The organism is Bordetella sp. H567, assembly GCF_001704295.1.
Taxonomy (GTDB): Bacteria; Pseudomonadota; Gammaproteobacteria; order Burkholderiales; family Burkholderiaceae_B; genus Bordetella_C.
The window spans coordinates 2705760-2718394 of the sequence record NZ_CP012334.1 but is presented as its reverse complement, the minus strand read 5'-3'; the positions used below and the strand labels follow the sequence as shown (position 1 = coordinate 2718394).

The 12635-nt window shown below is 65.6% G+C and carries 12 protein-coding genes; 5 read left to right on the top strand and 7 right to left on the bottom strand.

The genetic code is table 11. The features are described from left to right. Positions 1-4: 4 nt before the first annotated feature. Positions 5-1444: an MBOAT family O-acyltransferase gene (locus AKI39_RS12195; protein WP_066636154.1), complete on the bottom strand. Its 1440-nt coding sequence runs from the start codon at positions 1442-1444 to the stop codon at positions 5-7. Further along, a complete protein-coding gene (locus AKI39_RS12190) occupies positions 1444-2463 on the bottom strand; it encodes a hypothetical protein (RefSeq protein WP_066636151.1) in 1020 nt (339 codons plus the stop codon). The genes AKI39_RS12195 and AKI39_RS12190 overlap by 1 nt, the downstream gene beginning before the upstream one ends. Before the next feature lie 308 nt (positions 2464-2771). On the opposite strand from AKI39_RS12190, the gene ppk2 reads away from it, so the two are divergent. Continuing rightward, the gene (gene ppk2, locus AKI39_RS12185; RefSeq protein ID WP_066636149.1) at positions 2772-3689 is read left to right on the top strand and encodes a polyphosphate kinase 2; all 918 of its coding nucleotides are present in this window, start codon (positions 2772-2774) and stop codon (positions 3687-3689) included. 146 nt (positions 3690-3835) lie between these two features. Here the strand turns inward: ppk2 and AKI39_RS12180 are convergent, their stop codons facing one another. Further along, positions 3836-4870 carry a CorA family divalent cation transporter gene (locus AKI39_RS12180; RefSeq protein ID WP_083228795.1) on the bottom strand — a complete coding sequence of 345 codons (1035 nt, stop codon included), beginning with the start codon at positions 4868-4870 and terminating at the stop codon, positions 3836-3838. Between the two features lie 237 nt (positions 4871-5107). Here AKI39_RS12180 and AKI39_RS12175 point away from each other — a divergent pair, with 237 nt between their 5' ends. The 4 genes from AKI39_RS12175 (at position 5108) to chrA (ending at position 8830) form a co-directional block, all read left to right on the top strand. Continuing rightward, positions 5108-6178 carry an esterase gene (locus AKI39_RS12175; protein WP_201258566.1) on the top strand — a complete coding sequence of 357 codons (1071 nt, stop codon included), beginning with the start codon at positions 5108-5110 and terminating at the stop codon, positions 6176-6178. Positions 6179-6249: 71 nt separating this feature from the next. Continuing rightward, the gene (locus AKI39_RS12170) at positions 6250-7194 is read left to right on the top strand and encodes an ABC transporter substrate-binding protein (RefSeq protein ID WP_076879693.1); all 945 of its coding nucleotides are present in this window, start codon (positions 6250-6252) and stop codon (positions 7192-7194) included. Between the two features lie 142 nt (positions 7195-7336). After that, positions 7337-7516, top strand: a complete 180-nt coding sequence (locus AKI39_RS12165; protein WP_066636148.1) for a hypothetical protein — start codon at positions 7337-7339, stop codon at positions 7514-7516. A gap of 129 nt (positions 7517-7645) precedes the next feature. Then, complete coding sequence (gene chrA / locus AKI39_RS12160) at positions 7646-8830, top strand: chromate efflux transporter (RefSeq protein ID WP_066636146.1); 1185 nt, start codon at positions 7646-7648, stop codon at positions 8828-8830. A gap of 16 nt (positions 8831-8846) precedes the next feature. Here the strand turns inward: chrA and AKI39_RS12155 are convergent, their stop codons facing one another. From AKI39_RS12155 to AKI39_RS12140, 4 genes are all read right to left on the bottom strand, one after another. After that, positions 8847-9242 (bottom strand): VOC family protein, encoded by a 396-nt coding sequence (locus tag AKI39_RS12155; protein ID WP_066636144.1) that lies wholly within the window; start codon positions 9240-9242, stop codon positions 8847-8849. A gap of 382 nt (positions 9243-9624) precedes the next feature. Then, positions 9625-10362 carry an HD domain-containing protein gene (locus AKI39_RS12150; RefSeq protein ID WP_066636142.1) on the bottom strand — a complete coding sequence of 246 codons (738 nt, stop codon included), beginning with the start codon at positions 10360-10362 and terminating at the stop codon, positions 9625-9627. A 147-nt stretch (positions 10363-10509) separates the two neighbouring features. Then, positions 10510-11640, bottom strand: coding sequence for an SMP-30/gluconolactonase/LRE family protein (locus AKI39_RS12145; RefSeq protein WP_201258565.1), 1131 nt, complete (start codon positions 11638-11640; stop codon positions 10510-10512). Positions 11641-11818: 178 nt separating this feature from the next. After that, positions 11819-12502, bottom strand: a complete 684-nt coding sequence (locus tag AKI39_RS12140; protein ID WP_066636139.1) for a DUF2894 domain-containing protein — start codon at positions 12500-12502, stop codon at positions 11819-11821. Between the last annotated feature and the right edge of the window lie 133 nt (positions 12503-12635).

The following is a 12635-nucleotide window of genomic DNA, read 5'->3' as shown; positions in this document are numbered from 1 at the left end:
CTGCTCAGAATTGGAAGTAAATGAATTCCGTCCGGCCGAATACGCCGAAGAGGACGACGTAGTAGGCAAGCGCGACCCCGGCCAGGGTGTTGACGGGGCGCAAGCTGGCCAACCGGCTCAGGCGTTCCGGGTGGTAGACCAGCTGGAAGTCGATGGCGAACAACAGCAACAGCGACGTCGCCAGCGTCAGGCTTTGGAAGGCGGACAAGCCCAGGCTGTTGAAGGTGCCATACGAGAACGCGCCGCCCGTGCCGAGGTGGCCGAAGACGCCGAGGGCATCGTGCAAGGAACCGGCGCGAAAGAATATCCAGCCGGCCAGCACCAGCAAGAGCGTCCAGCCGCGGCCCAATACCGACGCAAGCGCGGGCAGTGTCCGCGCCAGGCGCTGTTTCAGCGGCGTATCGCGGAACCAGCGTTCCACCACCAGGCCCAGGCCATGCAGGGCGCCCCAGATGATGAAGGTCCATGCGGCGCCGTGCCAGATCCCGCTGACCACGAACACGATGACGACGTTGCGCGCGGCGCGGCCCGCGCGCTGGTGGCCGCCGCCCAAGGGCATATAAAGGTAGTCGCGAAACCATGACGACAAGGAGATATGCCAGCGCCGCCAGAATTCGGTCAGGCTGGCGGAAAAGTACGGCTGCCTGAAATTGATCATCAGTTCGCAATCCATGATCCGCGCGGCGCCCCGGGCGATGTCCGAATACCCCGAGAAATCGCAATAGATCTGCACGGCGAACAGTACCGCGGCGAGCGCATGGTAGCCGCCCGGGTAGGCACCCGGATCCCCGTAGACGCCCGCCACGAAGGGGGAAATGACATCGGCGATGCACATCTTCTTGAACAGGCCGTAGCCGATCAGCCAGCCGCCGCTGACCAGGTTGTCGTAGCGGAACACATGCGCGCGCCGGAACTGCGGCAGCATGTGCCCGGCCCGCTCGATCGGCCCGGCCACCAGCTGCGGAAAGAAGGAAACGTACTGGGCGTAGGTGACGAAGTCTTTTTCCGCGGGTATGCGCCGGTGGTAGACGTCGAGCGTGTAGCCCACCGATTGAAAGGTGTAGAAGGAAATCCCCACGGGCAGGATGAGTCCCAGCGCGTAAGCCGGGATCTCGATGCCGAAGAAGCCCGTGATGCCGACGATATTGGCGATCATGAAATCCAGGTACTTCACCGTCGCCAGTATGCCCAGGTTGATGGCCAGGGCCGTGATCATCGCCAGGCGCCGCGTTGCCGGCGTGCGCGCCTTCTCCATGGCCAGCGCGGTGCCGTAGTCCACGACTGTCGTGAAGGCCAGCAGGATGGCGAAGGAAGGACGCCAGCCCATGTAGAACAGGTAGCTGGCCACGAGCAGCACCAGCGGCTGGCGCCTGGCCGGGACCGAGAAGAACACGGCCAGGAAGACGAGGAAGAAGGCGAAGAATTCGAAGGAATTGAATAGCATCAGTTCAACATCCCGCTATCGGCCACCAGACGTGCCAGGTCGCGCGTGTATTCGGAGGCGCCCACCGGGTTCAGATGCACCGAGTCGGCGTAATCCGCCGGTGGATATATCCAATAGTCGGGCCCGATGATGCGCATGTCCGGGTGGTCCGCAACGGCCACGCTGCGCTGTCCGTCGGCGGCCGGCGCCGACGCTTGGGCGTGGCGCCGCATATTGCCGGGGACCAGCACGACCTTGAATCCGTAGGCGCGGGACAGGCGCTCCAGCTCGCTCAGGACGAAAGACCTGGCCGGAACGTCGCGGGCGAGGAATTCGTCCGGATGATCCGTTGGGATACTGTAATCGTCGGGCAGCTCGCCGCTGGGAAAGAAGCGCTGGCCCTTGATGAAATACCATCCTCGCTGCGCCAGCATCCTGTCGCGCTCCTGCCGGCTCTCCTCGTAGCGCGCGCGAAACTGGAAATGGCTGGTGGCAATAAAGGCCACGATGTCGCGCGGCAGATCGCGGAACGGCACCAGGGTGTACAGGATGGACTCGTCGTCCCGCAGGCGGTCCAGCAGCGTCGGCTTGGGCTTGTTGTCCCACGGTATGGTCAGCAGCACGTGCGTGGGGACATTGCCGGCGGCCAGCGCCGCTTCCAGTATGGGCAGGATGCGGGCGTCGCCGGGCAGGCCCAGGTTGTAGGAATGCACGCCGGGCTTGAACGCGGCGTCGAACTGCTCGGGGCGGAATCCAGCCAGGGTTTTACTGTTGCCGAATACCAGGACGCGGAAGCGATCCTCCGAGGAGAACAGGCGTGCCTTCACCAGGGACTCGAACTTGGCCTCCATGACGATGTCGGCGCCGGGCCGGATCATGGGAAACGCCGTATAACAGGCGTGCAGCACGATCCAGACCAGCGAGGCGATCAAGACGAAGCCGGCGATCGCGCGCGTGGGCGCATCCAGGCCGCGATCGCGGGCCGGCCCGGGGATTGCCGTGCCGAGGGCATGCAGGGATTCCACGTCTTCTTTTTGCACGATGAACGGGTTGCCTCAGGTTGACCGAAGGGGATGCCGGTATCGCACCGGCACGCCGCATGGCGGCACGAGGCATGGGGAGCCGAGATCCCAGGACATCGGACGACTGCCGATGCCTTACACCTCGTGTTTCGCCGGTGGTACGGCGTGCGTGCATGCTGGCATGGGCCGCCCCCTCCTTCCCATCGGCCGTATGGTGGGGAAAAGCATCAGGCCGCTCACGCCGGACGGGGGCGCGGCCTGGCCATACCGTAACTTCGTTGTCACCCACGCGTCATAGCATCCCGGCTATCAACAGGGAGCTGGAAGTGGACGCGATCGACAACGACCTGGTACGGCGGATACACCGCGACCTGGCGGACCATTACGACGAAGAACTCGAGCTGGAGCTGGAAGACCGCGCCTTCGAGGAATTGCAGGGCGATCCTGCCTACATGCCGTCCGACGAGGAAAAAGCCTGGCGCCGCACGTATTTCCGCGAGCTGTTCAGACTGCAGGGCGAGCTGGTGAAGCTGCAGAACTGGGTCGTGGCCACCGGCCACAAGGTGGTGATCCTGTTCGAAGGCCGCGATGCCGCCGGCAAGGGCGGCGTCATCAAGCGCATCACGCAGCGCCTGAATCCCCGCGTCGCGCGCGTGGCCGCCCTGCCCGCGCCCAATGACCGCGAACGTACGCAGTGGTACTTCCAGCGCTACGTCTCCCACTTGCCCGCCGCCGGCGAGATCGTGCTGTTCGACCGCAGCTGGTACAACCGCGCCGGCGTCGAGCACATCATGGGGTTCTGCAATGACGACCAGTACGAAGAGTTCTTCCGCACCGTGCCGGAGTTCGAGAAGATGCTGGTGCGCTCCGGCATCCAGTTGATCAAGTACTGGTTTTCGATCACCGACGAAGAGCAGCATCTGCGCTTCCTGGGCCGCATCAACGACCCGCTGAAACAGTGGAAGCTGAGTCCCATGGACCTGGAATCGCGCCGCCGCTGGGAAGCCTACACGCGCGCCAAGGAAACCATGCTGGAGCGCGCCCACATCCCGGAAGCTCCGTGGTGGGTCGTCCAGGCGGTGGACAAGAAGCGCGCCCGGCTGAACTGCATCAGCCATCTGCTGACCCGGATGCCGTACCACGAGATCGAACGCCCGAGCATCGTCCTGCCACCGCGCGATCGCCATGCCGATTATGTGCGGCACCCGGTACCGCCCGAAATGATGGTGCCCGAGCGGTATTGAAATAGCGCGCCGGGCCACGCCGATGCCAGCGGGGGCGATGGTGCTGTCGGGGGTGCTGTACTGGGCCCTGCGCCACCTGTTCTGAGCCCAAGCGGCGTCGCCGGAAGGTTCAAGCGCGCCGCGAGCCTCGCGGCCGCCGCCGCGCATCAGAAGAGTTTCAGCTTCTTCAAGAGCAGCAGCATCCCCAGGCCCAGCAATCCCATCAGGGCCAACACCCACCAGAACGCGCCCGGCGATTGCAAGCCGGGCACGTCGGCCATGTTCATGCCGAAGATGCCGGACAGCAGCGTGCCGGGCATCAGCAAGGCGGTCAGGACCGACAGCACCATCAGGTTGCGGTTCATCTGTTCGGCCATCTGCGCGGCGATTTCCTCCTGCAGCAGCTTGGCGCGTTCGTACAGGGCGTCGATGGTGCCGGCCAGGCCGTGCAGCGCGTCGATGACCTGGGCCAGGCGATCCTGCGCCTCGCTGTCGGCCCAGGCGTGTCCGAGCGTGCATAGACGCCCGAGTATGTTCCGTTCAGGATTGATATAGCGGCGGAATTCCGCCAGCTGGCGACGCACGGCGCTCAGTGCGCTGCGGTCGGCCTCTTGCCGATCGGACAGCACCGACGCCTCGATATCGTCGACCTCGTCGGTCAGGGACTCCAGCTTTTCCAGGAAGCCTTCGTGCAGGCACTGCAGCAGCCCGGCCAGCAGATCCAGCGTACAGCCATACCCGACGCCCTCTTCGATCTGCCTCCGCAGCTTGTCGGTGGAACGCAAGGCACGCGTGCGCACGGTGATCAGCCGCGTGCCGTCCATGAAGAAATGCAGGACGCCTTTTTCGTCGTCTTGGCCGTCGGCTTCCATTTTCAGGTCCACCAGCAGGCCGTAGACGCCGTCGTCGATGATATGCAGGCGCGGACGGCTCTCGCGGCCGGCCAGGAAGGTGCGCGCGGCCTCGGGCAGGTCCTGCGCCTGTTCCAGCCAGTCGTGGATACGGCTGTCGGCTGTCTTCAGATGCATCCAGGTGAATGCGCCGGGCGCGGCGGGCGGGCCGCCCTGGATGTCAGCCCAGTTCAAGCGCACGGCCTGTCCAGCGCGGAAATGGAAAGCGCAGATCAGCCCGCCGGGGCCGGCGGCCAATGTCAACAGCCGGTTGCGCCCGGCCAGCGGGTCCGTGCGAGTGGAGGTATCCATGGGAAGACAGCAATGTATGAGTCGGTCGACGAAGGACGATGCGCCCCCGCCGCGCGGCCTGGGTGCCGCACAGGCGCCCATCAATACCGCCGCACCGTGACGGCGATGTGACAATCGGCGAATAAGCAGCGAGCCGTCAGTCCGCCGTCAGCCGGTCCCCGGTACGCTGCTCGGCGGACGACGGATGCCGGCTCCAGGCCGCGTGCTCGCGCCACCCCACAAAAGAGGAGACATAGCGTGACGATATCCGGTTCGCGGTGCAGCGATGCGATACGCGGCGCCTTGGCGGGCGCCGTATTGACCGTAGCGGCGGGCACGACGCCCGCACTGGCCGGGAGCCCGGCACAGGCGGACATCCGCCCCTTGACGATACAGGCGCAAGGCAGTTTCTTTGTCGGCGGCCGCGACGTGCATTCGGATACCTTGTCCACCGCGCCGGGACGCGGCGCCGATGGCACCATCACCGTGGACCAGATGTATGTCAGCTACCAGATACCGCTGCATGCCAGGCGCTACCCCATCACGCTGATCCACGGCTGCTGCCTGACAGGCAAGTCCTGGGAAACCACACCCGACGGGCGCATGGGCTGGCAGGAATACTTCGTCCGCAAGGGCTACGCGACGTACACGATCGACCAGGTCGCGCGTGGGCGCTCCGCCTTCGATCCCTCCACCATCAACAGCGTGAAAATGGGCAAAACGGCGCCGGACACGCTGCCGGCGCTGTTTGCCGCCGGGCACGAGGAAGCCTGGTCGGTGTTCCGCTTCGGCCCGGAGTACCCCAAGCCCTATCCGAACCTGCAGTTTCCCCTGCAGGCGCAGGCGGAATTGTGGAAGCAGCTTGTGCCGGACTTGTACGCGGCCCTGCCCTCGCCCAATCCCACCGTGCCGAATCTTTCCGCCCTGGCGCAGCGCCTGCGCGGCACGGTCCTGATGAGCCACTCACAAGGGGGCGTCTACCCGTTCCAGGCCGCGGCGCTCAGCACGAGCGGCATCGCAGGCATCGTGGCGCTCGAGCCCACCGTATGCCCCGCGCCCACGGGCGATCTTGGGCCCTACACCAAGATACCCATCCTGGTCGTCTATGGCGACAACGTCGAGATCGCGCCGCGCTGGGCGCCCCGGTTGCAGAAATGCCGGGAATTCATCGACGCGGTGGCGAAGGCCGGCGGCAAGGCCCGGCTGGTGGAGCTGCCGCAAGTCGGCTTTCACGGCAATTCGCATATGTTGATGCAGGACCGCAACAGCCTGCAGGTGGCTGACTGGCTGCTCGATTGGATCGACCGCAATATCGAAAAGAAATCGTAGCGCAAGCTGCACCCATCGCCGCGGCCGCGCTGCGCGCCGCGACGCCGATACGTTCATGGAAGGAGACATCGATGCAACGACGTGATTTGCTGGGATTGCTTGCGGCCGCGCCCTGGATCTCGGTGGCGCGCGCCGGCGACGCCCTGATGCCGGTAGCGGTCAACCAGACCACGATCGAAAGCGGCCCCTTGTTGATCGGCAATGCGCCGGGGTTGCGGGTGGTGCGCCTGCCGAACGGCCGCGCGGCATCCGCGCAATTGGTCGCGGGCCAGGTCGATGCCGCGACGGGCAGCGAAACGCAAGCCACCCTCAGCGCCGTACTGCAGCCGCAGTTGCGCATCATCCTGACACTGGCCGAATGCCACTACCGGATGGTGGGGCGCCGCAGTGCCGGCATACAGGGCATCGCCGACCTGCGCGGCAAGCGGGTGGCCTATACGCCGGCCACCTCGTCGGAATATTTTCTGCGCGTCATGCTGCGCTCGGCCGGCCTGGACCTGGGCGATGTCACCCCGATCAAGCTGGAACCCGAAGCCATGCCGCCGGCGCTTGTCCAGGGGCAGGCGGACGCCATGGCCATGTGGGAACCGCATCCGCAGAATGCCATCGATCTGCTGGGCAAGGACGCGATCGTGATGACCGATCCGAGGAAGCCGCCGCACGCCTATTTCGAGCGCTTCAACCTGAATACCACCACAACGGTACTGAACGACCCACGCCGGCGCGCCGCGCTGGTGCGTTCGGTGCGGACCATCGCCGAGGTCTCGCATGAACTCACGGCGAACCCGCGCAAGCACTGGCCCGCCCTGTCCCAGGCCGTCAACGCGCCGGTGGATGTCATCGCGAAGGCATGGCCGCAATTTCGCTTTCCCGCCCGTCTGGACACCGTGTCGCTGCTGTCCGTGCTGACCGACATGGAGCCTTGGGCCGCCAGCGTGCAGAAGCGGCCGCCCAGGCCGCGTGAGGCCCTGGCGGGCATGATGGATCCCAGCGTGGCACGTGAGGCGGGGCGATGAACGACGCCGGACGCGCCCGTACAAAGGTTTAATGCTCTAGCTCATCCAGGGTGATCCATGGTGGGCCGGCCTGTGCTGCGGGCGGTGGATGCGCGCCTAGACGATCGGCCCGCCGGCGCATCGCCGGGGGGTGGGCTACCTAATGCCGGATTCGGCAGCACGGCAGGACGCACATGCCCTGATGCGCCGCAAATACCACCTCGCGCCCGGCGCCGCCGGCACGCTGCGTGGCGAGCCTGGTGATAAATGGCTGAACATCGAGATGCAGCCCGGCCTGAGCATAGGCACGACGGCCGATGTCCAGGCCGGCAGCGCGCGTTGATGCCATACGCCGCGCGATCCCCCGCGCAGCGGCCGGGCCGACCGCCGGGGTAGCCATGTCCGACCGCGGGCTGGGCCGTGTAAACATGCTGTGCTATACAGACGCACCGCATTTCGACCGACCCGCATCATGCCCGCATCGCTTGAAGTCTTCCTGCTGTTCCTGCGCCTGGGACTCACCTCTTTCGGCGGACCCGTGGCCCACCTGGGCTATTTCCGGGGCGAATTCGTCGAGCGCCGCAAGTGGCTGGATGAACATACCTATTCGGATATCGTCGCGCTAAGCCAGTTCCTGCCTGGGCCGGCCAGCAGCAAGGTGGGCATGACCATCGGCCTGATGCGCGCCGGGTGGGCCGGCATGCTGGCGGCATGGGTGGGCTTCACGCTGCCCTCCGCGCTGCTGCTGATTCTCTTCGGCGTGGGGCTGGCGCGCTATAGCGGTCTCGCCGATTCCGGCATCGTGCATGGCCTGAAGATCGTGGCCGTCGCCATCGTGGCGCAGGCGGTGTGGGGCATGGCCAAGTCGCTGTGTCCGGACAGGCCGCGCGCCATGCTGGCGGTAGCGGCCACGTTGCTCACGCTGGTGCTGCCGACCGCCTTGAGCCAGATCGGCGCCATCGTCGCCTGCGGGCTGGTGGGCGCCACGCTGCTGAAGGTGCCGCCACGGGCCCTGCCGTCGGCGATGACGCTGAATGTGAGCCGCCGCGTGGGCTTGCTGGCCATCGTGCTGTTTTTCCTGCTGCTGGTGGGGCTACCCTTGCTGGCGCCGATGTCGGACCAGACATGGCTGTCGCAGTTCGCCGGATTCTATCGTTCCGGCGCGCTGGTGTTCGGCGGCGGGCACGTGGTGCTGCCGCTACTGCAATCCACCGCGGTGGGCAGCGGCATGGTCAGCAACGCCGATTTCCTGGCCGGCTACGGCGCGGCGCAGGCCGTGCCCGGGCCGCTGTTCACCTTCGCGGCCTTCCTGGGAGCGGTATCCAACGGACCGCTGTCGGGCTGGTCGGGCGGGCTGGCCATGCTGGTGGCGATATTCCTGCCGGCCGCATTGCTCGTCATCGCGGCACTGCCCTTCTGGAACCTGCTCAGAAGCCGGCCCGGCGTGCAGAACGTCGTGGCCGGCATCAATGCGGGCGTGGTGGGCATCCTGCTGGCCGCCCTGTACAACCCGGTATGGACCAGCGCCATCGGCACGCCGCTGGATTTCGGCCTGGCGCTGCTGTGCTTCGCGCTGCTGGTCGTGATGCGGTGGCCGCCGCTGGTCATCGTCGCCATCGCCGCCGTCGGCGGCTGGCTGTTCGCGGCCATGGCCTGAGCCGGGGGCCACGGGCTCAACCCGCGCGCAGTTCCAGTCCGTTGCCTTCGGGATCGCGCAGATAAATGGACGTCGCGCGTCCCGATGCGCCGTAGCGCTCGGCGATTTCGCCGACTTCGACGCCCTGCGCCTGCAGTTCGCCGCGGATGGCCTGCACGTCGAAATCCGCCACCCTCAGGCACAGGTGATCCATATTGTTCGCCGTGCCCGTGGGCGCGTCTCCGCCCCGCTTGCCCAGCGTGCCGGCCACGTCCACCAGGTCGATCAGCGAAGCCCCCGCGCGCAGGTGCACCAAGCCCAAGTCGTCCTGCCGGTGTGCCACCTGGCACCCCAGGACGTCCCGGTAGAACGCAATCATCCGGTCCATGTGCTGGACGCGTAGTACGACGTGATCGATTCCTGTGGTTTGCATGGGGGCCTCCGCCGTCTTGGAAACAGTGCTATGAGTGTAAGAGACTGCGCGCCAGCGCCGGGACGGCCTATCGGCGGCGGGATAGGCTGGCACCGCAGCTAGCGCAAGGTGATTTATCCTTTTTTAATCATCGGGTTAAGCCGCATATCTAAGACATAACGCGAGTAATGGCGCGCTCCCTGCCCCGCACTTCACAAACTACTTTAAGTGAGCGCGAGGCCAGCGGAAGCACTTAAGAATACACTTTAAGATCCGCGCAGAAGAAAGAACATTCTCTTTCAATTTCAGCCCGTTAGGCGAGTACCTGAATCTCGTTTCTAGCTTTTCGAAGCGCCGGTAGCCCGCGATCGCGGCGCACCTGGCGCCCGATCGCTACGCCTGTTCATCCCTTGCCATGTCCAGCGTCGCAGTGGCTATGGTCACCGTGGCAACCGTGGCCGGCGGTGGAGGCATGCCCTGCGGGGGCAGAGCCGTTATTCCGGCTGTTCCAGCTGGAAGCCAGGATAACGGTGCACATATCCACCCGCTGAAAATGCGGATCCTTGAACGCCAGGAAGTCATCATTGAATGTCCCCAAGGTGCTGTCGGGACGATGCTTCATGCTTTGATAGAAGGCATCGATGATTTCATGCGAAAAATCCGTTTCGCGGGGAAAGGCGGCGATAACGGCCTCACGCTGCGCGTCGGGAAACTCGTCGTAGCCCAGGCCCGCGACATCCATGGCGGCCCCCGCCTGCACCAGCGCGATCTCCGGACGCATGAATTGCGGTATGCCCGGCGTGGTGTGTAGCGCGACGGCGTTCCAGACGGTCTCGATATCGCGTTCGGCGATACCGTGCCCCCGGAGGAAATCACGCGCGGCGTTCGCGCCGTCAACCTCGAAGCGCAGCTGGCTGTCTTTATAGCGTGGGGTGAGGCCGACGTCGTGGAACATGCACGCTGCGTAAAGCAGTTCGGGATCGAATGTGGATCCCATGCGGTTTCCCGTCAAGGCGCCCCAACAATAGACGCGGAGCGAGTGGTGAAACAGCAAATCGCTTTCGGTATCGCGAATGAGCTCGGTCACTTCGCGCGCGATTTTGCTGTCCGGGATACGGACCCCCGATATTTCCTTGAGCATCTGAGTTTCTCCAACAACGATCGTCCATGGCGCCGACGCAGGCCGCCATGAGCCAGACGCTCATTCGGACAACGTGAACAGAAATCCCGGCGCATCTCTGCACCGCCCGGCGGCGGGTGTCGTGCGCCTGGATTCTATCCTTGTTGATCAGGAATGATCGAGCGGGCTGGGTCGCGCGTGGATCTGTAGCCTGTAGATCCAGACCGGATACTTCACTTCCATACGGCCGTGGTTGAAGCCCGGCGTCAGGTTCAATTGAGACGCCGGTATCCACAGGAAGCCCTGGCTATCGATCCACAGCGCGTCGGCCCAGACCAGGCGGTCGTCCTGAATCAGCGTCGATACCCTGCCGTCGGGAGATATCCGCAGGATGCGGCGCTTGTCGGTATCCGTCGTGTACAGATTGCCCTGTGCGTCGATCGCCGTGCCGCCGGTGCTGGGCGTATCGGCCCAGCCCAGCTCGACGTGCGACTCGACTTCCTTTTCGGAGATGGCCGGATTGTTCAGCCAGCGCGTCGCGATACGTGCCATGGGGCCCGAGGCGGGCTGGAAGTACAGCCATTGCCCATCGGGGGAAACTTCCAGCTGGTCGGCATGCACGCGCACGGGCTGGCCCTTGGCGTCGAGAATGGCGCGGCCATCGGCGCGCAAGGGGCGCGTGGCCGTGGTGGCATTGTTGTTGTCCAGGACCCGATGCGTCGCGCCGGTTTGCAGATCCAGCACGATCAATCCCGGCGCGCCGGCATCGGTGATGTAGGCATGGCGGCCATTGAACCGGACGTCGTCGATATAGCTATACGGATACACGGCGGTCGCCAGGTCGTAGGTCTGCAGCAGCTGGCGCGTCTGTGGGTCGAAGCGGAACAGGCGCGCCCCGCCCTTCACCGCCGCCTGCCCCATGCCGGGCGCGCCGGCATCCACGATCCACAGCTTGCCATCGGGACCGATGCGCAGTGCGTTCACGCGCACATAGCCCGTGCCGACGGTGCCGGGTGCCCAGCTCTGCGGACCATTCCAACTGGCATCGGGAAAGGGATATGGCCGGCCCTGGGCGTCCAGTTCGGCCACCTGCATGCCGGCGCCGTCCGCCTGCGGATAACTGACGAATACACGGCCTTCCGGCGTGGTCGTCACGCCGTTCCAGACACGCTGGCCCTGGAAGGTGGGGACCAGCGGCTCATTGCTCTCGGGGCGTGTGGCGCAACCCTGGATGATGGCGATGGCCAGGCAGGCCGACGCGATGCGCGCCATGGTGGCGATGGATTTTGGCAATGTCATTCGAATTCTCCTTGAACGGCGCGACGGCAACGCGCGCGGGTTGAAAGATTTCGAGGGAAGAATGCAGGGCGCGCAACGAGCCGCGGCCCCATGCCAATGTTTGCTCTAGCAAACGGCGGGCCTTTGGAGGGGAGCAGGCGTAACTGAGTACTACGGGAGCACGAAGGCAGGGCTGCCGCTAACGGGAGCGGCGTGCGGTTTTCCTGGAAGGCCCGCTACGGGTGCCCTCCTTGTCCATCAGGAGGTCGACGCGGGTGGCCTGCTCCATCCAGGAGAGCGCATCGACATAGGACAGGAACTGATGCAGGTACTCGGGGGAGACCTCGCGCATCAGGGATAGCGCGCGGTGCACAAGCAGGCTGGAATTCAGCGGGCCGGCATTTTCGGGCACGCGTTCCTCGGATTGCCGCAACTGATGCCGGGTGCTGTAGCGCGACCAGGTGTCGCGGAAGTAGTCCAGCAGCGGCAACTCGGGATAGGTGGACGGAGCCGGCGGTATGGCGGCGTCATCGGCGTCCTGCGGCGTCGCCGGTCGCCGGTCGGCGAGCCGGGCCACCAGCTCGGCCAGCGGTCCCGCCTGGGCGGGCGCCGACGCCGGGCCTGCCGGTGCGGGGTCTTGCGGCTGGATCATGGCGCGACTATCGGCGGCCGCCACTTCCCCCTTGTAGGCTTGCACCAGCGTCGCCAGACGGTCGTCCAGCAGGCGTCGGGTATGCCCGCGCTGCGCCGCGGCGCGCCGCGACAACGCGTCGATCAAATGAAAGCGGATAGGGTTGAGCCGGTCGGCCCCCTGCGCGCGCCATGCGGCCAGCAGGGCCAGGGGATCGCAAGCGCTGTCCGGGTTTTTCGCGTCGTCGCTCACCGGGGCGGAGCCTTGATGGCGGGCGGGCCCGCCGCCTCGGGCTGGCGCTGGGCCGCCGGGGTTGGACCTGCTTGTTCCTGTGCGGACGGCCCTTGCGATGGACTCGGCCCGGGCGCGCCCCGCGCGTCTTCCG

Coding starts and splice junctions, on each gene's coding strand:
- AKI39_RS12195 (WP_066636154.1), bottom strand. CDS start 1,444: ATGCTATTCAATTCCTTCGAATTCTTCGCCTTCTTCCTCGTCTTCCTG.
- AKI39_RS12180 (WP_083228795.1), bottom strand. CDS start 4,870: ATGGATACCTCCACTCGCACGGACCCGCTGGCCGGGCGCAACCGGCTG.
- AKI39_RS12170 (WP_076879693.1), top strand. CDS start 6,250: ATGCAACGACGTGATTTGCTGGGATTGCTTGCGGCCGCGCCCTGGATC.
- AKI39_RS12165 (WP_066636148.1), top strand. CDS start 7,337: ATGCCGGATTCGGCAGCACGGCAGGACGCACATGCCCTGATGCGCCGC.
- chrA (WP_066636146.1), top strand. CDS start 7,646: ATGCCCGCATCGCTTGAAGTCTTCCTGCTGTTCCTGCGCCTGGGACTC.
- AKI39_RS12155 (WP_066636144.1), bottom strand. CDS start 9,242: ATGCAAACCACAGGAATCGATCACGTCGTACTACGCGTCCAGCACATG.
- AKI39_RS12150 (WP_066636142.1), bottom strand. CDS start 10,362: ATGCTCAAGGAAATATCGGGGGTCCGTATCCCGGACAGCAAAATCGCG.
- AKI39_RS12145 (WP_201258565.1), bottom strand. CDS start 11,640: ATGACATTGCCAAAATCCATCGCCACCATGGCGCGCATCGCGTCGGCC.